This is a genomic window from Ornithinimicrobium carbonis, assembly GCF_977012275.1.
The window spans coordinates 1,117,297-1,140,431 of sequence record NZ_OZ348993.1; the positions used below are offsets into that span (position 1 = coordinate 1,117,297).

The window sequence follows — 23,135 nt, forward strand, 5'->3', positions numbered from 1 at the left end:
CCCGTCCCAGAGGCTGCCCACAGGTTCGCGGGCCCTCCAGCGGGGTCGCCTACCCTGGGGGGCGATGTCCACTCCTCCGACCGCCGACGGCGCGCTGCTGCTGCGCGCCCTGCGTCATCTGACCCCCACGCTCCCGCTGCTCACCGAGATCGGAGGGCGCTTCGTGGACGCCGGCCACGAGGTGGCCCTCGTGGGCGGACCGGTGCGCGACGCGTTCCTCGCCAGGACCTCCCCGGACCTGGACCTGACCACCTCCGCCCGCCCCGAGCAGATCGAAGCTGTCCTGGCGGGCTGGGCCGACTCGACCTGGGACGTGGGCCGCGAGTTCGGGACCATCGGGGCCCGCAGGGGAGCGCAGACCCTGGAGATCACCACCTACCGGGCCGACGCCTACGAGCCCGGGTCCCGCAAGCCCCTCGTGGCCTTCGGCGACAACCTGCAGGACGACCTCGTGCGCCGCGACTTCACGGTCAACGCGATGGCCCTGCGGCTGCCCGACATGGTCTTCGTCGACCCCTACGACGGTCTGGCGGACCTCGCGGCCGGACGTCTGCGCACGCCCACCACGCCCGAGATCTCCTTCGGGGACGACCCCCTGCGGATGATGCGGGCGGCCCGGTTCGCGGCCCAGCTCGCGCTCACGCCGGCCCCGGAGGTGCTGGCGGCGATGGAGGGTATGGCGTCGCGCCTGTCCATCGTCTCCGCCGAGCGGGTGCGCGACGAGCTGGTCAAGCTCCTGCTGGGCGACGACCCCCGCGCCGGTCTGGAGGTCATGGTCGACACCGGCCTGGCCGACCACGTGCTGCCCGAGCTGCCCGCCCTGCGCCTGGAGGTCGACGAGCACCACCGGCACAAGGACGTCTACGAGCACAGCCTGACCGTCCTGCAGCAGGCCATCGACCTCGAGGACCCGCCCCTTCCCGAAGGCGCGGACGAGACGGACGACGCGGACGAGGCGGACCAGGCGGACAAGACTGACGAGACGGACCAGAGGGAGCAGAGGGAGCAGAGGGACCAGAGGGAGCAGAGGGACCAGACGGACCAGGCGGACGACGACCGCGTCCCCGGCCCCGACCTGGTGCTGCGGCTCGCCGCGCTGCTGCACGACATCGGCAAGCCCGCGACCCGCAGGTTCGAGCCCGGCGGCGGGGTCAGCTTCCACCACCACGAGCTCGTCGGCGCCCGGATGGCCCGCACCCGGCTGCGGGCGCTGCGCTTCGACAAGGACACGGTCAAGGCGGTCAGCCGGCTCGTGGAGCTGCACCTGCGCTTCCACGGCTACGGGGACGGCGAGTGGACCGACGCGGCCGTGCGGCGCTACGTCACCGACGCCGGCCCGCTGCTGGGGCGCCTCCACCGGCTCACGCGGTCGGACAGCACCACCCGCAACCGCCGCAAGGCCGCACGCCTGGCGACCGCCTACGACGACCTGGAGCGGCGCATCGACCGTCTTCGCTCCGACGAGGAGCTGCGGGCCGTGCGCCCCGACCTCGACGGGCACCAGATCGGGCAGGTCCTGGGGATCCGCCCCGGCCCGGTGCTGGGCCGCGCCTACAAGCACCTGCTGGCCGTCCGGCTCGACCAGGGACCGCTCGACGAGGAGGCCGCCCGGGCCGAGCTGCTGCGCTGGTGGGCCGAGCAGCCCGAGTCCGCCCCACCTGGTGACACCGGCACCGGCGCCGGTCGGGCCGTGGGGCAGGCTCCCTCCGCAACCCTGCAGGGCACCGGCACCGGCACCGGCACCGGCACCGGCACCGGCACCGGCCCCGGCACCGCCGGCGCCGTGGCCGCGCCGACCGCCCAGGGAGGCCCCGCCGCCGACGCCCCGGAGCCGGGGGATGGCTAGACACCGCCTCCTCCAGGAGCGCCCCGCGCCGGCGGTCGAGGCCCCGGGTCCCGACGCCGGGCGAGCCCGCGCCGTCCGTGCACGCCGCGACCGGCGACGTGGTCGTCGACGGGTCCGCGCCGGCTCCCTCGGCGAGGCCCTGCTCTCGGTCCCGTGGGTCACGGTGGTGCTGCTGGCCCTGGTCGCCGTCGCTGCTGTCGACCTGCTCCGCCCCGCCGTCTACGCCGCCACGACGACGATCACCGCCGGGTCGGACTCCTCGGCGGCACGGGCCGCGGTCGACCTGACCCGCACCGACGTCGTCGACCGGGTGGAGGAGCGGATCGAGCTGGAGGAGGCGTGGCGCGGCGGGGTCCGGGTGGACGTGGACCGGGCCGACGGCGGCCCCGAGGTCCTCGTCGAGGGTCGCGCCGGCGACCCGCGGCTCGCTGCGCTGGCCGCGGACACCGCCGCGTCCCTCGCCGTGGCCGACGCCCCGGAGGACCTCACCCTCAGCGCGCCGGCCGAGGTGCCGACCCGTCCCGTCGGCGAGGGCCCGCGCTGGTGGGTCGTGGTCGCCCTGCCCCTCCTACTCGCCGCCGCCCTCGCCGAGCACGCCCGTGCCCGGCGGGAACGCCCCGGCGGGAGCCCGACGTGAGCGGCACGGCATACCCCGGTCCGCAGGCGGCCCCGGACCCCGGGGGCACCTCCGGCACGGGCGGCGCCACCGCGGTGCCCCCGGGGGAGGAGGCGCTGCCGTCCCGGGCGCGCCTGCGGGCGATGCGGGCCTACCGGCACGCCCTGCGGGTGCCGCCGGTGCCGCGCGACTTCCGCGCCGACATCGAGGGCATGCGCGCGATCGCGGTGATCGGGGTGGTGCTCTGGCACGCCGGGGTGACCCTGCTGCCCGGCGGCTTCGTGGGCGTGGACGTCTTCTTCGTCGTCAGCGGCTTCCTCATGACCGCCCTGCTGCTGGAGGAGGCGCGTGCCCGCGGGCGGGTGGACCTGGGGCGGTTCTACGCCCGACGCGCCCGACGGCTGCTGCCGGCGGCCCTCACCGCGCTCGCCGGGACCGCCCTGCTGACGGTGGCGTTCATCCCGCGGACCCGGTGGGGGGAGATCGGCGGCGACCTCGTGGCGTCGGCGGCCTACCTGATCAACTGGCGGCTGGCCGACCGGGCCGTGGACTACCTGGACCTGGAGCGGGCACCCTCGCCCGTGCAGCACTACTGGTCGTTGGCGGTGGAGGAGCAGTTCTACATCCTCTGGCCGGTCCTGCTGCTCGTCGTCCTCGTGGTCGCGCGTGGACGCGCCCGGGTGTTCACCACCTGGGTGTGGACCCTCACCGCGGTCCTGCTCCTGGGGTCGCTCGGACTGTCCTGGTGGTGGACCCAGGAGCACCCCTCGCAGGCCTACTTCGTCACCTTCACCCGGGTCCACGAGCTCATGCTCGGAGCGGTCGTCGCCCTGGGGGCGGCCGCGTGGCCCCGCCTGCCGCGAGTGGCCGCCGCCGCCGTGGGGTGGCTCGGGCTGGGGATGATCGTGGCGTCGCTGCTCGTCATCGACCTGACCACCCCCTTCCCCGGGACGTGGGCGCTGCTGCCCACCGTGGGCACGGCGCTGGTGATCGTGGCCGGGGCGGCCGCAGGTGGCTGGGGGCCCGAGCGGCTGCTGCGCGCCCGTCCCCTGCAGTGGGTCGGACGGATCAGCTACAGCCTGTACCTGTGGCACTGGCCCTTCGTGGCGGCCGCGGCCTCGGTCGTGGGCGTGGGCAGCGGGGGACCGGACGCGCTCCCGGTGGCCTGGGGGCTGGGCGCCGTGCTCGTCTCGGTGGTGCCGGCATGGCTGTCCTTCCGGTACGTCGAGGAGCCGGTGAGGGTGCGGGGGCGGGTGCTGGCCCGGCGGGTGCCGCCCGGCGTCGTCACCCAGCGGGGGCTGCGGCTCGGGCTGAACTGCTCGCTGGCGGGGGTGCTGCTCGGTATGGCGCTCGTCGCCCTCGGTCCGACGTCGCTGGCTCCGGGGACCGTCGCGTGGCGCACGCCGCAGGTGGTGGACGAGGTGCGTGCCCCCCTGGGGGCGGGCACCCTGGCGGGAGGCACCGGGGAGGTCGGGGCCCTGGCCTCGGCCGGCCTGGGCAGGTCGGCGTCCGCCGAGGCCGGTGACGGCGCAGGCGACGGCGGGACGGCGACCGCCGACGGCGACGGCCTCGCCGCTGGGGCGGGCGGCAGCGGTGAGGGCGGGGACGATGGAACCGCGACCACGACCGCGACGGCGGCCCCGGCGCCGGCGCAGCCCGAGATCCCCGACGTGCTGCCCACCCTCGCCGTGCCGCTGGAGCAGGTGGCCGACGACCGCCCGGTGATGGAGCCGGACGGCTGCTTCGTCGGCATCTCCGGGAGCGAGGTGGGGGTCTGCGAGGCGGGTGACCCGGAGGGTGACGTGACCGTGGGGCTCAACGGAGACAGCCACGCGGGGATGTGGATCACGGCGCTCGACGAGATCGGGCGGGACCGTGGCTGGCGGATCGTGTCGCTGACGAAGTCCTCCTGTCCACCTGCCGCGGGCGTGGAGGTCGAGCGTCCCGGGCAGCGCGGCGGGACCTACGACCAGTGCACCGCCTACCAGGTCGGCGTCGACGAACGCTTCGCGGCGCTGGAGCCCGACGTGGTGCTGCTCTCCTCGGCCGCCTACGACGTCCCTCCGGACGAGCTGGCGGCCGGCATGGCCCGGCGGGTGGACAGCCTGCGGGCGGGGGGCGCGGTCGTGGGGATGGTCCGGGACGTCCCCCGCGTGCCGTTCGACCTGCCCGAGTGCCTGCTCGACAATCCCGACGCGGCCAGCGCCTGCGCCTTCCCCCGGGAGGAGGGCATGGTGCGTTCGGGGGTGGGTCAGGACGAGCTGGCGGCGATGCGTCCGAGCATGCCCGTCCTGGAGTTCAACGACGCCGTCTGCCCGGGGACCGTGTGCTCCCCCGTGCTCGGCGGCGTCGTGGTCTGGCGGGACACGAACCACCTCTCGGCCACCTACGTGCGCTCCCTGCGCGACCTGGTCGAGGAGCAGGTCACGCCGCTGGTCGAGGCCTCCCGGCTGCCGGAACCGGCGCGGACCGTGCTGCTGGAGGGGACCCGCCTGGGGGCGGCGTCCTGAACGGGGCCCGCTCGTCCGCGATCCGCCACAGCAGCCAGGCCCAGGCCAGGGCGCGCAGCAGGACGACGACGGCGTAGGCCAGGGGAGGCAGCCCGCGGCCGGGGTCGCTGTCGAAGGCGATGTGCAACCAGGTCGCCACGAAGTGCAGGGTCTCCGCCGCGGCCCAGACCAGGTGCTCCCACCAGGGGCGGACCGAGAGCACCAGCAGTGGCAGCAGCCACATGCCGGACTGGACCGACAGCGACGGTGCGGTCAGGGCGACCACGGCGGTGCTCGCCGCGGCGAGCTGGACGGCGCCCAGCCTGGTCCGCCGGGAGAGAAGCACGGCCAGGGCGACCGCGGCGACCCAGCCGCCCACGGCCACCCAGGTCGACGCCGTCGTCAGGAGGGGGAACCCGACGAGGCGGGGCAGCATCTGGAGCGCGCCGTAGCCCGCACCCTGGGACCACCACTGCTCGGCGGCCGTCAGCGCGCGGGGCTGCACGGCGACGAGGGGGACGAGCAGGACGAGGGCGGCGAGGGCGGCCCCGACGACCGCCTGGGCGGCACGCAGCGGGCGGCCGTCGCGGACGGCGACGAGCACGAGCGCGAGGAGGACGAGCAGGGGGAACGGTCGCACGAGCAGGGCCCAGCCCAGCAGCGCGCCCGCCAGCCAGGGACGTCCGCGCTGCCACGCCCACAGGGCCAGGAGGGTGAGCACCACCCCGAGCAGGTCGGTCGAGACCAGCGCCAGGGGCACCAGCACCGGGCTGAGCGCCAGGTGCGCCGCCCGCCACGGGTCGCGGGGGCGCAGGGCGACGGCGGCCACGACCCCCGCCCCCAGGAGCACCAGCGCGAGCAGGATCCAGCCGACGAACACGCCCTGCTGGGCGCCCAGACCGGTCCCGGCCTGCGGGGAGACCTGGGCGAGCAACCACATGACCAGCCCTGGCAGGGGTGGCTGGCTGGAGGGGATGTCGCCGCTCCACGGCAGGAGCCGGTCGGCCAGCGGAGAGCTGACGTGGACGACCGGGACGTCGGAGTAGCAGGCCCGCCAGAACTGGTCCGGGGTGCTCCACCCCTTCATCAGGCAGTGGCCCTTCTGCCAGACGCCGAGCGAGAGCATGCCCGAGCCCAGCAGCACGAGGGCGGCGGCCACGCCGGCCAGGCCGTGGCGGCCGACGACGGCGTGCCGTCCCAGCGGCCCGCCGACGAACCCCGTGGCCCGGGCGACGAGAGGGTCGCGCCACGACGGCACCCGCCAGGGCACGTCGCGGCGTCGGCGCTCGCGGGACGGGACTCCGGTCACGCGGCCGGGGTGGCCCTCGCCGACGTGGAGGAGCCGTCCCCGGGCTGCCCGGCGGCGTCACCGGATCCGCCGCCGCCGCTCCCGCCGGCGTCACCGTCGTTCCCGCCGGCGTCGCCGCCGTCACCTCCGCCCGCGTCACCGCCGTCGCCCCCGCCGTCGCCTCCACCGGCGTCCCCCGGCGGCGGGGCCGGCTGGGTGGGCTGGGCCGGCTCCGTGGTGGGAGGTGCCGGATCCACCGGCTCGGTGGGCGCCGGGGTCGTCGGTGCCGGGGTCGTGGGCGCCGGGGTGGTCGGCTCAGGGGTCGTGGGCTCCGGCTCCTGCGTGGGCTTCGTGGTCTCCGTGGGCTCCTCGGTCGTCGGCTCCTCGGTGGTCGGGTCCTCGGTCTCCTGGGTCGGGGCCGGCGCCGGGGCCGGCTCCTGCGTGGTCGGGGCGACCTCCTGCGTGGGCTCGGGCGTCACCACCACCTGGTCGCCGACGCCGGCGCGCTCCGGGAACGGCAGCACCTCCTCCCCGTCCAGGGCCAGGCGCATGAACTCGCCCCAGACCTGGGCCGGGAACGTCCCGCCCGTGACCTGGTCGAGGCCGGCGACGTCCTGCATCGGCACGGTGCCGTCGCCCTTGTACATCACCACGCCGGCGGCCAGCTGGGGAACGAAGCCGTCGAACCACGCGGAGACGTTGTTCTCGCTCGTGCCGGACTTGCCGGCGCTGGGGCGTCCCAGGTCCCCGGCCGTGGTGCCCGACCCCTGGGTCATGACGTAGGTCATGGCGTCGATGACGTCGGCGGCCACGTCCGCCTCGATGCCCTCCTCGGTCTCCGGCTCGGCCTCGTAGGTGGTCTCGCCGGCGGCGGTCTCGACGCGCTCGACGAGGTAGGGCTGCGCGCGCTCGCCCTCGGCGGCGATGGTGGCGTAGGCGTTGGTCATCTCCACCAGCGTGGGGGAGGCCGTGCCCAGGACGTTGGTCAGGTCCTCCCCCAGACCGGGGGTGTCCTCGGGCAGGCCCAGGTCCACCGCGGTCTCGACCGTCTTCTCCGGGCCGACCTGCTCGTTGAGCTGCACGTAGGAGGTGTTCACCGACTCGGCGAGCGCCACGCGCAGGTCGAGCAGTCCGAAGGAGATGTCGCGGAAGTTGCGGACCTCCACCTCACCGCCGCCGGTGCCGAAGGTCATCGGGCTGGGACCGGGCAGCTCGGTGTTCGTCGAGATCCCCTCGCCCACGGCCGCGGCCAGCGTGATCGGCTTGAACAGCGACCCCGCCTGGACCTGGGCGTCGGTCGCGGCGTTGAGCTGGGTCTGCTGGTAGTCCTCCCCGCCGTACATCGCGGTGATCGCCCCGTCCCCGGGACGCACCGCCGTCAGCGCCGTGGTGATGTCCTCGGCGTTCTCCCCGGTCGGGGCGAACGCGTCGACGGCCTCGATCGCGGCGTCCTGGTGCTGCTCGACGATCGTCGTGGTCACCCGCAGACCGCCGGAGTCGATGGCCGCGTCCTCCAGCCCCAGGAGGTCGCGCAGGTCCTCGCGGACCTGCTGCGCGACATACCCCTGGACCCCCTGGACCGCGGTGGACGGCGGGGTGGGACCGACCTCCGGGAAGGAGGTGGAGTCCCGCTCGCCCTCGCCGAGCCAGCCCTCCTCGACCATCCCGCCCAGCACGTAGTCGACCCGGTCGCGGGCGCGCTCCTCGTTGCCCTCGGCGAAGTCGGGGTCGAAGAGCGACGGCGCGTTGGTCACGGCGGCCAGGAAGGCCCCCTCGCCGACGCTCAGCTCGGAGACGTCCTTGTCGAAGTAGGCCTGGCTGGCGGTCTGGATCCCGTAGGCGCCCCGGCCGAAGTAGACCGTGTTGAGGTAGTTCTCCAGGATCTGGTCCTTGGACTGCTCGTTGTCGATCTTCACCGAGATGACCAGCTCGCGGAACTTGCGCTCCAGCGTCTGCTCCTGGGTGAGGTAGTAGTTCTTGACGTACTGCTGGGTGATCGTCGACCCGCTCTGCACGCCGTCGCCGCGCAGCGTGCGCCAGGCGCCCCGCGCCAGACCGGTGACCGAGATGCCCTCGTTCTCGTAGAACGAGCGGTCCTCGGCGGCCAGCACGGCCTGCTGCACGTGCTCCGGCACCTCCTCCAGAGGCACGGACTCCCGGTCGAAACCGCCGGTGAAGCGGGCCATCTCGGTCTCGCCGTCGGCGTAGTAGAGGATGGTGCTCTGGGCCTCGGCGAAGTCGTTGGGCTCGGGTACGTCGGTGCGCGCGTAGGCGTACGCCACGGCGGCCACGACGAGCAGGACGGCCAGCAGGCCGAGGCCGAGAAGCCACAGCAGGACGCGACGCAGACGGCCGGGACGGCGACGGCGTCGGCCCTTCGCCGAGCGTCGGGCGGGCTGGGTGCGGGAGGTGCTCACCGCCCCATTGTGCCTGCGTCCCCTGACGGCCCTGCCGGAATGCCCGGGTAGGCTGGGCCGTTGACCGTCGCGGAGGGCGGCCCTGTGCGGGACCGCCTCTGTCGTGCCGGGGCCCTGCGGGCGCCCTGGAGAGTCGTTTTCCGGTCAGCCCCGTCGGGCTGACCCAGCAGTGAGCCTCAAGGAGAGATGTATGACGTCGGTGCGCGTGGCGATCGTGGGGGTGGGCAACTGTGCCAGCTCCCTGGTCCAGGGTGTGGAGTACTACAAGGACGCCGACCCGTCGGCCCCCGTCCCGGGGCTGATGCACGTGCAGTTCGGCGAGTACCACGTCCGCGACGTCGAGTTCGTGGCCGCCTTCGACGTCGACGCCAAGAAGGTCGGGACCGACCTGGCGGACGCGATCGGTGCCAGCGAGAACAACACCATCAAGATCGCCGACGTCCCGCAGACCGGCATCACGGTCCAGCGCGGGCCGACCCTCGACGGTCTGGGCAAGTACTACAGCCTGACCATCGAGGAGTCCGACGCCGAACCCGTCGACGTCGTCGAGGTCCTCAAGGACGCCGAGGTCGACGTGCTCGTGTCCTACCTACCGGTCGGCAGCGAGGAGGCGGACAAGTTCTACGCCCAGTGCGCGATCGACGCCGGGGTGGCCTTTGTCAACGCCCTCCCGGTCTTCATCGCCTCCGACCCGGTGTGGGCCAAGAAGTTCGAGGACGCCGGCGTGCCGATCGTCGGGGACGACATCAAGAGCCAGGTGGGCGCCACCATCACCCACCGGGTCATGGCCAAGCTGTTCGAGGACCGGGGCGTGGCGCTTGACCGCACCTACCAGCTCAACGTCGGCGGCAACATGGACTTCAAGAACATGCTCGAGCGCGAGCGGCTGGAGTCCAAGAAGACCTCCAAGACGCAGGCGGTGACCTCCAACGTCGCCCACCAGTTCGCCGACCGCGACGTGCACATCGGCCCCTCGGACTACGTGCAGTGGCTGGACGACCGCAAGTGGGCCTACGTCCGCCTGGAGGGCCGCGCCTTCGGCGACGTGCCGCTGAGCCTGGAGTACAAGCTCGAGGTGTGGGACTCGCCCAACTCGGCCGGCATCATCATCGACGCCATCCGCGCCGCCAAGATCGCCAAGGACCGCGGCCAGGGCGGCCCGGTCATCGGTGCCTCGGCCTACCTGATGAAGTCCCCGCCCGTGCAGATGCACGACGACCTGGGGCGCGCCGAGGTCGAGGCGTTCATCCGGGGCTGATCCGGAGGCGCGGACGGGACCGCGGTGGCCGCACCGACGCGGGCCGGTTCGCCTATCGTCGTGCCGTGACCATCACCGAGAACCTCGCACCGTTCGACGGTGGTGTGGTCCCCACGACCTCCACCTGCCGGGTGGTGGCCGTCGCCGCCGACGCGGCGGAGCTCGACGAGGTCGCGCGACCCCTGAGGGGCATCTCCCGGGCCGGGCACGAGGTCGTCCTCGTGTGGTGGCGCGGCGAGCCGGGTGAGCGGTTGCGGTCCTTCCCGACCCGTCGCCAGGTGGTGCCCCCGGCAGGAGCGCCCTCCCCCGTCCGCGCCGTGCGCCGGCTCGCCGGGCGCGTCGAGGAGCCCGGGTTCCCCGCGGTCCTGCAGGCCGACACCGAGGCCGTCTCCGTGGTCGCCGGGGCCACGGCCGTGGTCGTCGTCGGCAGCGAGGCCTCGGCGGCCGAGGACCAGGTCGCGGCTGGCCGTCCCCGGGTCGGACCCGAGGAGCTCGCGTGGTGGCGGGGCGTGGCCAACACCTGGAAGCTCCTCGACAAGGAGCTCCAGGAGGGCGGCACCCTGGACGCGGAGGTCGCCGAGGACCTGCTCGCCCGCATCGACCTGCTCGGGGGTCGGGTGCCCCCGGAGCAGCAGGGCCACCTGCTTCCCCTGGTCCGTGAGCTGCACCGGTCCGGACGGTATGCGGTGGCGCGACGGCTGGTGGAACACCTCCTGCCCGGCGCGGCCCCGGACGAGGGGGAGGCGGCGATGCGCCGCGGGCTGCAGGCGCTGGTCCGGACGTCGGCCGACGGGGCGGCCGACGAGGACCTGCGCGAGGCGTCCGCCGAGCTGCTGCGCAGGGCCGACGACTCGCTGGAGCGGGGAAGGCTGGGGCAGGCCGTCGAGCTGGCCACGCTCGCCCTGCAGCTGCTGTTCCACCGTGAGCTGCACGCGGACGAGCTGTCCTCCCCGCTCGTGGAGGACCCCGACGGTTTCCTCGCCGACCTGCGCGCCTCGAGGGTGGGGGCGCTGCTGGGGGAGGCCGTCCCGCAGGAACCGCCTCTCCGACCGGGTGACCGGGTCACGCCCCCGGCCGGCGACGGGACCAGGCCGCTCGTCCTGCTCTCCCCCGGCACGTTCGGCCAGTTCGCCACGGGTGTCGCGGACGCGCTGGGCGAGGGGGCGGACGTGCGGCTGGTGGAGCTGGCCGCCAGACCCGACCTCAGGTGGCTGGGGGTGAGCAAGACGTTGGTGGAGAAGCGTCTGCGGCAGGCGCTGGGTCGTCGACACACCACCGACCTGGAGCTGCGGGCAGAGCTGGAGCGGTGCGACGTCGCCTTCGTCGACTGGGCCGACCGGGGAGCGCTGGAGCTGGTGATGACGGCCCCGGAGGGCCTGCCGGTCGTGCTGCGGATCCACAGCATGGACGCCCTGTCAGCCTGGATCCACCTCATCGACTGGACCCGGGTGCGGGACCTGGTGCTGGTCAGCGACCACCTGCGGGACGTCGTCGTCGGGATCCTGGGTGGACGCCTGCGGCGGACGCGCGTGCACGTGGTGCCCAACGTCCTGGATCTGACCCGGGTGCCGGACGGCAAGGTGGAGGGTCACCGCCGGCGGTTGCTCATGATCGGCTGGGCCCAGCGGGTGAAGGACCCCCTGTGGGCCCTGCAGGTCCTGGCTTCGCTGCGCGCGGACGACCCGGAGTGGCGTCTCACGCTGGTGGGGGCCGACTTCCTCCGCAACGACGTGACCACCACCCAGCGGTACGCCGACGAGTTCGTCGCCCGGCTGCTCCACGAGGACGTCCGGGACGCGGTGGACTTCGTGGGCTGGACCGACGACCTTCGCCCCCACCTGGCCGCGGCCGGTTTCGTCCTGAGCACCAGCCGGCGGGAGTCCTTCGGCGTGGGCCTGGCCGAGGGGGCGGCCTCGGGAGCGGTTCCGGTCGTGCGCAACTGGCCGATGTTCGCCACCCTGGACGGCGCCCGACGGTTGTTCCCGCCGGAGTGGGTGGTGGACACCGTCGAGGAGGCGGTGGACCGGATCCGGGAGCACGCCGACGACCCGGCCTGGACGACCGCCTCGCAGGAAGCGCGCGCCGACGTGCTGTACCGCTTCGACCCCGGGGACACGATGGAGACCCTGCGCCGGGTGGTGCTGGAAGGTGGGTAGTGCGCAGACCGGCCCGGAGGAGCCGATGACGGCGTCGCGTCAGGCGCAGGCGATCCTGGCCAGCACCTGGGCCGCAGCCGTCGTGTGCCCGACGGGGGAGCGGTGGTCGAGCGGCTGCCCGGACAACGGGGACCCGGCCTCCACCAGGCCCCACACCGGTGTCCCGCTCCCGCGGTAGTCGCTCCACTTCGAGGGTAGGTAGGGGTTGACCGCGAGCTGACCGCTGGTGACGGCGTCGTTGACCACCAGCACGTCCATCGCCCGGGACAGGGCGAGGAACTCCAGGTAGCCCACGAACGGATGGGTCCGCACCCACGGGCCCAGCCCGCCCGCCTCGATGCGGGCGTGCAGCGCGGCCCTGTCGCCGGCGAAGGTGTGCAGCCGGAGCCGGTCGCGCAGGTGCAGCGGCAGGGCCCCCAGCCCGTCCAGGACCGTGTCCAGGTCGCGGCTGGCGTAGAAGTTGCCGAAGTAGGCCAGGTGCCGCACCCCGGGCTCCAGCTCGTAACCCGGTGTCGCGATGGAGTAGAAGGACGGGGGCAGGGTCGGGTGTGGTGAGACGACCGCCGTGCGGAGCACCCGCGCCGCCAGGGCGCGGTCCGGGATGGCGGCCGCCATGAGCTCCAGCTGCCGTTCGTTGGTGAACAGGATCTCGTCGGCGAGCGCGTAGGCCACGTGCTCGGCCCAGTCGAAGGAGTTCCCCGTCGCAGGCGGCTCGAAACCGGCGGCCCGGATCCGCTCGCCGAAACGCCGCAGGAGGGCGCCGTCACCTGCCGTCGACCGCCGCACCGAGCCGTCCACGGCGTGGGACAGGGGATCGGAGAACTCCGCGGTCCAGCGAACCTCCGGCCGGACGATCACGAACCGGGCGGCCAGGACGTGGCTCGCGGCGAACTGTGCGCGGCTGTAGAGACGCTCGTAGCCGTCCCCCTCCCGGTCCCAGGCCAGGGCCTGCTGGATGCCCAGCGCGGAGAACCTGGACATGGACGACCAGGACGCGAAGTGGGTGGGGGAGGCCACCTCGGACCGGCGCCGGACCAGGTCGCCGGCGATCTGCTCCAGCGTCGGGTCTGTGGGACGGAACCCGGCCATCGCGTTCGACAGCACGTCGACCGGCCGTCCCCGCTCACGGACCCGTTTGGCGGCCACGATCGAGGAGGTGTCGGCGTAGGGGGGGAAGCAGTAGGACACGACCAGGTCCCGCGCGGGGGCGTGCGCCACCGGCACGTCGGTCTCCTGGGTCGTCGACATCATGCAAACTCTACGGCCGACCCAGGTGCCTCCCGCGGCTGGCGTCCCGCCGCGTCCAGGACCCGTCTGGGAGGATGACGTCCATGGTGTCCGGGCCCCTCGTCGTGGTCGGTTCGCAGGTGGTCGACCCCGGCGTCGTCGCCCTCCTGGAGCTGGCCGCCAGGCTCGGCCTCGACGTCCCCCGCGCCGCCGTCCGACCGCCGGTCCACCAGGAGGACGGGGCCTCCGGCGGCGTCCCCCCCGGCTGGCACGGCCTGCAGGTCCCTCGGACGAGGAGGGCCTGGCCGACGCGGGTTCTCGACCGGTCCCGCGGTGCAGACATCCTCGAGGGCGACCTGGTCGCGGCCCTGCGCGCCGACCCGTGGCTGCAGGACCAGCTGGACCGGGAGCCGACGGCCCGGGTCGTGGCTCTCGACGGGGCCGCAGGGCGGGCGTTGGACGCCCTCGCGCGCCGGGGGCGTCCGACGCCGCTGCCGAGGACGGACTGGGCCACGGCGGCGGTGGAGCTGGCGGGGCAGCTGGCCGACCAGCCGGAGCCGGCCCGGCCATCGGTGCGCCGAGCACGTTCCGAGCCCGACCCCGGTGCCATGCACCGGGTGGTGGTCGCGACCCCGGACGGAGCGTCGCCCCGGGACGAGGTCGTCTCGATCGTCCCGACGCTCCGCAGCAGGCTGACGGTGCTCGGACCCGGCGAGGAGGTGCCGACGGACACCGACGTCCTGGTCCTGGACGGCCTGGGCCCCGTCGTCGCCCGGCTGGACCGCCTCGGCGAGGAGGTGCGGGTGGTCCACCTCCCGCGCCCGGGTGACGAGGTCGGGCCCTGGAGGATCCTCCTCGGAGGTCGCGCGACCGTCCCCCGCCGACCGCTCGTGGTGGCTCCCCTGGCCGAGGGAGGGGGGCTCCCGGCCGCCGCGGGGCTGCGGCCCCTGCTGCTCGGCCCCGACACCGACCGGCTCGTGCAGCTCGGCCGGGAGCACCAGGACGAGGAGGCCCTGCGGCTCGTCCGGGAGCTGCTGGACGGTGGGGCCGTCGAGGACCCGCTCCTGCGGCGGGAGATGACCTACCTCACGCGCGTGACGGGCTCCCTGACGCTGGAGCGCCGGGTCCTGCGGACCACCGCCGCCACCGGGGTCCACGGGCCCAGGCTGTCGGCCGCGCTGCGACGCGTCGAGGACCGGCTCCTCGAGACCGACCCCGCCTGGGTCCCCGACCTTCCACCGGTGGACCTCGACCCCGTCCCCGGGCGCGTGCTGCACCTTCTGAAGACCACGCTGCCCCAGCGCCAGGCCGGGTACAGCGTGCGGGGGCACCACACGCTCGTGGCCCTCAGGCAGGCGGGCGTGGACGTGGTCGCCGCGTCCCTCCCGGTGGCGGGGGGCGGCGACGACGGTCCGGGGCTGCTGCAGGAGCACCGGCTCGACGGTGTCCGCTACCTCGTCCCGCCGCCCACCGCCTCGACCGGCGGACCCGCCCAGCTGGCCGAGGCCGCCCGGACCCTGCTGGACGTGGTCGTGGCCGAACGGCCCTCGGTGCTCCACGTCCACTCGGGGCACCGCGGGTACGACCTTGGCGTGGTCGGCGCAGCGGTCGCCCGCGCGGCCGGTCTGCCGTGGGTCTACGAGATGAGGGGACTGTTCGAGTCCACGTGGAGCCAGGACGAGGTCCGGGCCGAGCGAGGAGAGCTCTTCACCCGTCGGGGGGCCCGGGAGGCGGTCCTGGCGGCCGAGGCGGACGCGGTGGTGACCCTGTCGGAGACGATGAGGGCCGACCTGGCCGTGCGGGGGGTCCCGGAGGGCGACGTCCACGTCGTCCCCAACGCGGTCGACCCCACCGCCCTCCGTCCGCACCCCCGCGACGAGGACCTGGCCCGGCGGCTGGGCGTCGAGGGGCGTCTGGTCATCGGGTACATCAGCAACCTGGACCACGCGCGGGAGCAGGTGGAGGACCTGGTCCGTGCCGCGGTGCTGCTCCGGGACCAGGGCCGGGAGGTCGGTGCGCTCGTCGTGGGGACCGGCCGGCGCGAGGAGCAGCTGCGCCGGTTGGCGACCGACCTGGGTGCCGACGACGTGGTCATCTTCACGGGAGCGGTGCCGCACGCGGACGTGGGGCGGTACTACGGCCTCCTGGACCTGCTCGTCGTCCCCCGGAGCTCAGAGCGCGCCGCCCGCCTCGTCACCCCCCTCAAGCCCTACGAGGCCATGGCCATGGGGGTGCCCGTGCTGGTCTCGGCCCAGCCGGCCCTGCTGGAGGTCATCGGCGACGGGGAACGCGGGTGGTCCTATCCCGCGGGTGATCCGGGCGGGCTGGCCGCCGTCGTGGCCCGGCTCATGGACGACCCGGACCTGCGGCACGACGTCGCCGCCCGCGCCCGCCGGTGGGTCGTGGCCGAGCGGACCTGGGGCCACAACGCCGCGCGGTACGCGGAGATCTACCGCCGGCTGGCCGAGCGTGCCCGGTAGCGTGTCGGTGTGCCCGCGCTGCTGATCCCCGTCGTCGGAGCCGGCGTAGCCGGCCTTCTCAGCCTGGGCGCGACCCTGGCCGCGGTCGCCGGCCTCTGGTGGGTGGTCGTGCTGGTGGTGACGCTGCTGGTGGCTGCGACGCTCGTGGTGGCCCTGGACGCGGACCGGCGGATCCGCGAGACGCGTCGCTTCCTGCACCGTGAGCTGGGTCGGCTGGAGGTCGCCGGGGCCTCGCAGGGCCGGGCGGCTCCCACGACCGAGGACGTCGTCGGGACGGTGCGCGCGCTCCAGGCGCAGTACACGGGGCGACTCGACCGGCTGCAGGACGCCGTCGACGAGGTGCTGCGCCGCGATGACCGGGACTGACGGGACCGGGCGGACAGCTCCTGGGTCCACGGCCCCGTCGGTGACGCGGGGCCACGTGCGGGCCACCCGGGCGGGGGTCACCCGGGACACCGCGGGCAACTCGATCCTGCTCGACCACCCGGACGCGCTCGCGGTGACCGCCCTGCGCACCAGGTCGGTGCACGCGCGCGAGGTGCTCGTGGAGAGCGCCTGGCCGGGACACGGGGCGGAGGAGATCGACGCCTGGGCGGCCCGCCGGCGTGACGTGGACGCCGCACCTCTCGTGCCGGGGATGGAACCGTTCCACCTGGGGCAGTACGCCCGCGTCCTCGTCCTGCAGACGGGCGACCCGGCCGACCGGACACGCGGGCGGACCCTCCTGGAGGCACTGGCAGCCGGGGGCGACGACGCGCTGACGTCACTGCACCCTCAGGCCGTGCAGCTCCTGCTGCATCTGCGCTGCCAGGACCGGGACGCGGACGGCTGCGCGCGCCTCCTCGACCACGAACACGTCCCCGACGACGTGGCCGCCGCGGTCCGGGCCGATCTGGCCAACCCGTTCGTGACAGCCCCGGCCGGACACGGACCGGGAGACCCGGGAGCCGAGGCGGCGGGCGACCGGGGGGTCGAGGGGGGACGCGGTCGGGGAGTCGAGCCGGCGCACGACCGTTGGCTCACGCTGTTCAGGACCGCCCTGCACGGACCCGGGACAGCACCCGTGCGGCTGGATCCCCGGGTCCCCGGCACGCCCTTCGACCGGCTCGCCACCGACCCCCTCCCGCGCGCGGACCGGCCCGGCGCCCCCTCGGTGACGGTGGCGGTCAGCTGCTACCGCCCCGGGGCTGCCCTGCTCACCGCGGTGCGCTCCCTGCTGGCCCAGACGTGGCACCGGCTGGAGGTCCTTGTGGTGGACGACGCCTCGGGACCGGAGGCCGAACCCTGGCTGCACCGTGCCGAGCGCCTCGACCCGAGGGTCCGGGTGATCCGCAAGGCGGTCAACGGAGGGACCTACCGCGCCCGGAACACCGCGCTGCGACAGGCGCGCGGAGCCCTCTTCACGACGCTGGACTCCGACGACTGGTTGCACCCCCAGGCGGTCGAGAATCTCGTGCGGTCCTTGGAGCAGGACCCCCGCAGGGTCGCGGTCAGGGCCAGGGGCGCACGGGTGGACGAGAACCTGGCGCTGGTGCGGCCGGGCTACCGGCACCGGGTCCTGGCGGCTCCCACGCTCATGGTGCGTCTGGACAGGGTCCTGCCCCGGGTAGGGTTCTTCGACCCGACGCGCAAGGCGGCCGACACCGAGTACGCGCGCCGGCTCCACGCGGCGTTCGGCCCGTCGGCCGTGCACACGGTGGACGACTGCCTCCTGCTGCTGCGCTCCGGCGAGACCCTCTCCGCGTCCGAGTTCGGACGGGGCTGGCGGCACGGTGCCCGGCACGCCTACAAGACCCTCTACGCCCCCTGGCACGAGGAGATCGCCGCGGGCGCGACGGCATACCTCGATCCGTGGTCGGACCGACCGGTGCCGGAGCCGCGGCGGTGGACGACCCCGCGAGACCCCGGGCTGCCCGCGCCCCGTCACCTGGACCTGGTGCTCGGGGGGGACTGGCGCCGCTACGGGGGGCCGCAGCGCTCGATGCTCGAGGAGATCAGGGCGGCGCGGGAGGAGGGCCTGCGGGTGGGCGTCCTGCACCTGGAGGCGCTGCGCTTCGCCACCACGCGGGACCTGCCCCTGTGCACCCCCCTCGTCGAGCTGCTCCGGCGGCGGGAGGTGGAGTGGGTCCAGCTGGACGACGACGTCGAGGTCGACGTGCTGATGGTCCGCTACCCGCCCGTCCTCCAGCATCCGCCCTACGTGCCCTCGGGCAGGGCCCTGAGACCCCGGCACCTGCTCGTCGTGGCCAACCAGGCGCCGCTGGAACCGGACGGGAGCGACCAGCGGTACGTCGTCGATGACGTCACCGCGCGGGCGCGCGAGCTCTTCGGCGCGGACCCGGTCTGGGTGCCTCAGGGGCCGGTCGTCCGGGAGGTGCTCCGCGAGCAGGATCCCCGGATCCGGCTGTCGGAGTGGGACAACCCCGGGCTCATCGACGTCGACCAGTGGTCCGTGCCGCACGTGGCCCGCCGTGGCACCGGGGGGGAGGGGCGCCGTCCCCTCGTCGGCCGCTGGTCGCGCGACCACCCGCTGAAGTTCCCCCGTACGCACGCCGAGCTGCTCGCGGCCTACGACCTGGGCCCGGGGGTGCGGGTGCGGATGCTGGGCGGACGGGCCACCTGGAGACGGCTCGCGGCGGAGGCGGGTCTCCCGGAGGACACCCCCCTTCCTGCGGGGTGGGACGTGCTGCGGGCGGGGTCGGTCGACCCCCGGGAGTTCGTCCGCGACCTGGACCTGGTCGTCTACCACGACAACCCCGACCGGCACGAGGCGTTCGGGCGCGTGCTGCTCGAGGCGGCGGCCTCCGGCGTGGTGACGATCGCCGACCCCAAGCACCGGGCGGTGTTCGGGGACGTGCTCGACTACGCCGAACCCGGTGCGGAGACGCGGAAGCTGGTCGCGGCCTACCTCGCCTCGCCGGAGAGGTACCGGGACAGGTCCTGCGAGCAGCAGGCCCTCGTGCGGGAGAGGTACTCCCACAGGTCCTTCGTGGACAGGCTGTCCTCGCTCGAGGGCGTCGGCACGACCTGGGCGGGGACGCGGGCCGACGACGCCGCCAGCACCACCCCGTGGACCGGCGAGGTGAGGCTGGAGCTGCACTCCTCCGGCGACCCCACCCTGCCCCTGGCCGTGACCCTGCAGACGGTGGCCGGGGACCCGCTGAGCGCCCACACGGCGCGGTTGCGCAGCGAGGCCGACGGGTCCCGGGCGGACCAGCTGGTGGTCCTGCACCGCCCGCCCTGGTCCACCACCACGCTGCAGCGGCTCGGGGCCGCACTGGACGTGCCGGCGGAGGCCGACGTCGACACGGCGGTGCGGGCGGCCGTGGCCGGGCGTCCGGACGTGGCCGGGTTCGTCCTGAGCCGCGACGGAGAGATCTGCGTGGTTCCCACCGGGGGGACACGGGTCGACGAGGACGGGCCCGTGCGCCTGGCCGGCGGGTCGAGGACGGTCCGGCTGACCAGGAGCATCAGGAGCGGGGCAGACGGGCCAGCAGCCGGTCGCTGAAGGGCAGGGCCACCGGCCGGACCCCCTGGACCAGGTCCCAGCTGTGTGGCCGGCCGGGCGGTGCGTCGGGGGTGGACCCGAACCACAGGACCGCGTCGGGCGGGAGCGCCTGGTCGAGCGCGTCCCCGACCGGGAGGGGGAGGTCGACGTCACCCCAGGTGCGGCGCAGCGCCTCCTGGGACAGCTCGCGGGCCCGCCGGCCGGGGCCTCCCGCCGACCCGTCCACGTCCTCGCGCAGGCCGACGACCCGGTGGGGCAGGCCGAGGTCGGTGGCCGCACGGTTGGCGTCGAAGACCCGCTCGGCGGCGCTGTCGTCGGCCAGCCGGTCCCACCAGGTGACGGCTCCTCCGTCCGCCGACCCGGTGATCAGACCCAGCAGCTCCAGGTCGGCGGCGCCGCCGTCCAGCGCCGGCCAGGCCGGGCCGCGGCCGAGCAGGAGGCCGGCGTGCCGTGCCAACCGGGCCTTCCGGGTGTCCCCGGGGGAGGGGGGGCCGACGGGGCCGGTCAGCTCGCCGACCCGGACCGGGGCGAGTGGTGCGGTGGTGGCCGACCCGGTGGTGGACAGCGCGTGCGTCCCGGGCAGCGGGTCGGAGCAGATCCCGGGTGCGAGGGTGGCGTGGGACACCAGTCCCGTTCCGTCGGCCAGCGGCTGCAGCCCCAGGCTGACCAGGGGGTCGGCCAGCACCACGGTGCGTCCCGGAGACCTGAGCAGGACCAGCCAGCTGCCGGCCAGCGCGGCGACGGCGGCCGCGGCCTGGTAGGGCGCCCCGACCAGGAGGCGGTGCAGGTGGGCCGCGACCGGCCGGCCACCCACGGCACGGCGGTCCACGTCCACGGGGTCGCCGAGCACCAGCACCCAGTGGTCGCCGGAGCCGGCCACGGCCCGGGCCAGACCGGGGTGGTGCCGCAGCTCGTGGAGGCCCCCGGGCAGGACGAGCCGGGCCCAGCGGCGGGGGGTCAGGACCGGGACCGACGGCCCCGTTCCCTCACGGCGCGGGAGCACGGCATACCCCCTGGACCAGGTGAGCCGCTCCAGGTCGGCCGCGCGCTGCCGGCGGCCGACCGCACCCGTGACGCGCCGCCCCAGCGGTCCCGGCAGCCGGCCGGACAGCGACCGCACCCGCCGCCGGCCGGGGGGCTCCCGCCGCCCCGGGACGCGGGCCGCGGGCACCTCCTCGACGAGGCGTCGGAGCAGCACCTTGCTCTCCCGCTCGGGGTACGGCAGGGACAGCATGGTCTCCAGGAGAACGCGGTCGTTGAACGGCAGCAGGATGCGGTGGCCCAGGTCGCCGTCGACGAACTTCTGCCACCCCCACCGGCCGATGCGCTGCTCCCAGTAGAAGAGGTCGTGGTGGTCGTAGCCGAGGAGACGCCCGGGAGCCATCTGCGCGTGCTCCACGTAACCGCCGTACATCCGCTCGGCCAGGTCCTCCAGCCCGTCCGTGGCGTTCATCATCATCCTCGCCAGCCGCAGGGGCGAGAGCGGCTCGTCGGTGCGCCGGCGGACGAACGTGGTCCCGGTCTCGGCGCAGTTGGACTGCAGCTGGACGAGGTCCTTCGGCAGGTCGGCCCACATCGCGTGCGCCGCACCGCGCGAGGGCAGCAGCGGTGCGTAGGTGCGGCGGTGGAGCACGTCGAACGTGCCTCCGGCAGGAGGCTGGCGCCAGCGCAGCACACGGTGGGGAAGCCCCAGCTGGGCGGCCACGGCGCCGGCGCCCGTGACGTCGGTCATCGCCGCCGGCCCGGTGCGCGCGTCGCGCGGGTTGACGTAGGTGAAGGCGAACCCGTCGCGCTCGCGCAGGACGTGCCGGGCGACGGCCGCGGTGGCCCGGCTGTCACCGCCGGCGGTGAGGCTGACCGCCGGCCGGCCCAGGCCGGCCAGCAGCTCCACGTGGCGCGCGAACCGCGTGCGGAAGGTCTCGTGGACCGCGTCGACGTCGGTGGTCCCGACCCGCTCGCGCCACGGCCAGAACCGTTCGTGCTCGACCCTGGGGGCGGAGCCGCCCGGTCGGCCCGGCTGGACCCTGAGCAGGGAGTTGGGCAGGAGCTGGTCGAGGCCCTGGTATGCCGTGCGCCGTCCGGGCAGGTAGGTCACCGCGCCCTTCCGGCGGGAGCGCAGCTCTCCCAGCAGCGCGAGCGCGTCCTCGTCCTCGGGGAGGCGGAGGGCGGCGGCGACGAGGGAGGCGGAGCTCGCCAGCGCAAGGCGTCCCCCCTCGGTGGCGGAGAAGACCGGCTGGGTGGCGTGCGTGTCGGGGACGACGAGGAACGGGGCAGGTGCGTCACCGACGTCGGGGCGCGGCCGGTCGCGGACGGCCAGCAGCGTCCACCGTCCGCCCAGCTCGGCGGCGTGACGGACCAGTGCGTCCTCACCCGCGGCCCACGCCCGTGCCAGCGCGGAGGCGACGACCGTGCCGTCGGCCGTGCCGGCCTCCACGTCGACCGGGTGGCCGAGCAGCAGGACCGTCCCGACGCCGGAGCGGCCGAGGGAGGCGACCGTGCGGGGCTGCAGGTGCAGGACCGCCCCCGGGACGGAGGTCGTGTCGGTGCGCCAGCCGGCCACGTCCTCCGGGACCTCCGGGTGGGGCACGCCGGCCCGCAGGAGCCACCCGTGGGGGTGCGCCCCGTCCAGGACCAGGTCGGGATCGACCGTCCCGGGCGAGCCGCGCACCGCCCAGCCACCGGTCACGGCAGGGTCAGAGGCCCAGGTGGCGCGCCAGCACGGCCGCGATCCGGGGCCCGGCCTGCCCGTCCCACAGCGGGGGGACCGGCCAGGTGTCCCCCCGGCCGGCCGCGAGGACGTCGGCGAGGGCCCCGGGCAGGCTCTCACGGGTGACCAGCTGGTTGGTGCCGTGGGTGATGGTCACGGGACGCTCGGTGTTCGGCCGCAGGGTCAGGCAGGGCACCCCCATGACGGTGGTCTCCTCCTGCACGCCCCCGGAGTCGGTCACCACGGCGGCCGCGCCCTTGACGAGCGAGAGGAACTCCACGTAGCCGAGGGGGTCCACGACCAGCACGTTCTCGTGGTCCATGAAGCCGGCGTCGGCCAGCCGCTGGCGGCCTCGGGGATGGAGGGGCACGACGAGGCGGACCTGGTCCGCGACGGCGTGCACGGCGCCGACCAGGGCGGCGACGTCGGCCGGGTCGTCCACGTTGCCGGGCCGGTGCAGGGTCGCCACGACGTAGGGCTGGGCCGGGTCGACCCCCACCTGGGCGGCGGCCCCGGCGGTGTCCAGCGCGTCGAGGTGCCGCAGCAGCGTGTCGATCATCGGGTTCCCGACGAAGTGGATGCTGTCGGGGTCCGCGCCCTCGTTGCCGAGGTGGGCGACCGCGTCGACGCTCGTCACCAGCAGCAGGTCGGAGATCCGGTCGGTGAGGAGACGGTTGATCTCCTCGGGCATCGTGCGGTCGAAGGAGCGCAGCCCGGCCTCGACGTGCGCGACGGAGATGCCCATCTTGCTCGCGACCAGCGCCGCGGCGACCGTGGAGTTGACGTCGCCGTAGACCACCACGAGGTCGGGCCGGCGCTCGGTGAACAGCGTCTCCAACCCCACCATGGTGGCCGCCGTCTGGGCGCCGTGGGCGCCTGAGCCCACCCCGAGGTTGACGTCGGGTTCGGGCAGTCCGAGCTGACGGAAGAACACCTCGCTCATCCGCTCGTCGTAGTGCTGGCCGGTGTGCACCAGGAGCTGCTCGACGGGGTGCTCGTCCAGCGCGGCGATCACCGGGGCGGCCTTGGGGAAGTTGGGACGGGCACCGGTGATGTGCACGACGAGGGGGCGGTCGCTCACGGTGGAGGATCTCCTTGCTGCGGGGTGGGTGGACGTCGTCCATGCTGGCACAGGCCCGTCGT

The 23,135-nt window shown here is 74.9% G+C and carries 13 protein-coding genes; 8 read left to right on the top strand and 5 right to left on the bottom strand.

Annotated elements, in window-relative coordinates; all coding sequences use genetic code 11:
* Positions 1 to 64 precede the first annotated feature (64 nt).
* From ACWHYA_RS05070 to ACWHYA_RS05080, 3 genes are read left to right on the top strand one after another with little or no spacing between them, the layout of a single operon-like run.
* Positions 65 to 1,846, top strand: coding sequence for an HDIG domain-containing metalloprotein (locus ACWHYA_RS05070; protein ID WP_425943393.1), 1,782 nt, complete (start codon positions 65 to 67; stop codon positions 1,844 to 1,846).
* The gene (locus tag ACWHYA_RS05075) at positions 1,839 to 2,483 is read left to right on the top strand and encodes a hypothetical protein (RefSeq protein WP_425943392.1); all 645 of its coding nucleotides are present in this window, start codon (positions 1,839 to 1,841) and stop codon (positions 2,481 to 2,483) included. The genes ACWHYA_RS05070 and ACWHYA_RS05075 overlap by 8 nt, the downstream gene beginning before the upstream one ends.
* Positions 2,480 to 4,972 (top strand): acyltransferase family protein, encoded by a 2,493-nt coding sequence (locus ACWHYA_RS05080; RefSeq protein WP_425943391.1) that lies wholly within the window; start codon positions 2,480 to 2,482, stop codon positions 4,970 to 4,972. Before ACWHYA_RS05075 ends, ACWHYA_RS05080 begins: the two co-directional genes overlap by 4 nt.
* Here the strand turns inward: ACWHYA_RS05080 and ACWHYA_RS05085 are convergent.
* Together ACWHYA_RS05085 and ACWHYA_RS05090 are read right to left on the bottom strand one after the other, a co-directional pair.
* Positions 4,887 to 6,260: a glycosyltransferase 87 family protein gene (locus ACWHYA_RS05085; protein WP_425943390.1), complete on the bottom strand. Its 1,374-nt coding sequence runs from the start codon at positions 6,258 to 6,260 to the stop codon at positions 4,887 to 4,889. The genes ACWHYA_RS05080 and ACWHYA_RS05085 overlap by 86 nt on opposite strands.
* Positions 6,257 to 8,656 carry a transglycosylase domain-containing protein gene (locus tag ACWHYA_RS05090; RefSeq protein WP_425943389.1) on the bottom strand — a complete coding sequence of 800 codons (2,400 nt, stop codon included), beginning with the start codon at positions 8,654 to 8,656 and terminating at the stop codon, positions 6,257 to 6,259. The genes ACWHYA_RS05085 and ACWHYA_RS05090 overlap by 4 nt, the downstream gene beginning before the upstream one ends.
* A gap of 190 nt (positions 8,657 to 8,846) precedes the next feature.
* On the opposite strand from ACWHYA_RS05090, the gene ACWHYA_RS05095 reads away from it, so the two are divergent.
* Together ACWHYA_RS05095 and ACWHYA_RS05100 are read left to right on the top strand one after the other, a co-directional pair.
* Positions 8,847 to 9,914, top strand: a complete 1,068-nt coding sequence (locus ACWHYA_RS05095) for an inositol-3-phosphate synthase (protein ID WP_425943388.1) — start codon at positions 8,847 to 8,849, stop codon at positions 9,912 to 9,914.
* 65 nt (positions 9,915 to 9,979) lie between these two features.
* Positions 9,980 to 12,070 carry a glycosyltransferase family 4 protein gene (locus tag ACWHYA_RS05100; RefSeq protein WP_425943387.1) on the top strand — a complete coding sequence of 697 codons (2,091 nt, stop codon included), beginning with the start codon at positions 9,980 to 9,982 and terminating at the stop codon, positions 12,068 to 12,070.
* Positions 12,071 to 12,109: 39 nt separating this feature from the next.
* Here the strand turns inward: ACWHYA_RS05100 and ACWHYA_RS05105 are convergent, their stop codons facing one another.
* Entirely contained in the window at positions 12,110 to 13,318 is a 1,209-nt protein-coding gene (locus tag ACWHYA_RS05105) for a hypothetical protein (RefSeq protein ID WP_425943386.1), read from the bottom strand.
* A gap of 83 nt (positions 13,319 to 13,401) precedes the next feature.
* On the opposite strand from ACWHYA_RS05105, the gene ACWHYA_RS05110 reads away from it, so the two are divergent.
* From ACWHYA_RS05110 to ACWHYA_RS05120, 3 genes are read left to right on the top strand one after another with little or no spacing between them, the layout of a single operon-like run.
* Positions 13,402 to 15,777 carry a glycosyltransferase gene (locus tag ACWHYA_RS05110; protein WP_425943385.1) on the top strand — a complete coding sequence of 792 codons (2,376 nt, stop codon included), beginning with the start codon at positions 13,402 to 13,404 and terminating at the stop codon, positions 15,775 to 15,777.
* 9 nt (positions 15,778 to 15,786) lie between these two features.
* Entirely contained in the window at positions 15,787 to 16,143 is a 357-nt protein-coding gene (locus tag ACWHYA_RS05115; RefSeq protein ID WP_425943384.1) for a hypothetical protein, read from the top strand.
* Entirely contained in the window at positions 16,130 to 19,285 is a 3,156-nt protein-coding gene (locus tag ACWHYA_RS05120; protein ID WP_448095555.1) for a glycosyltransferase, read from the top strand. Before ACWHYA_RS05115 ends, ACWHYA_RS05120 begins: the two co-directional genes overlap by 14 nt.
* Here the strand turns inward: ACWHYA_RS05120 and ACWHYA_RS05125 are convergent.
* The gene (locus tag ACWHYA_RS05125) at positions 19,248 to 21,971 is read right to left on the bottom strand and encodes a hypothetical protein (protein WP_425943382.1); all 2,724 of its coding nucleotides are present in this window, start codon (positions 21,969 to 21,971) and stop codon (positions 19,248 to 19,250) included. The genes ACWHYA_RS05120 and ACWHYA_RS05125 overlap by 38 nt on opposite strands.
* 7 nt (positions 21,972 to 21,978) lie before the next feature.
* Positions 21,979 to 23,073, bottom strand: a complete 1,095-nt coding sequence (gene wecB, locus ACWHYA_RS05130; RefSeq protein WP_425943381.1) for a non-hydrolyzing UDP-N-acetylglucosamine 2-epimerase — start codon at positions 23,071 to 23,073, stop codon at positions 21,979 to 21,981.
* Positions 23,074 to 23,135 lie beyond the last annotated feature (62 nt).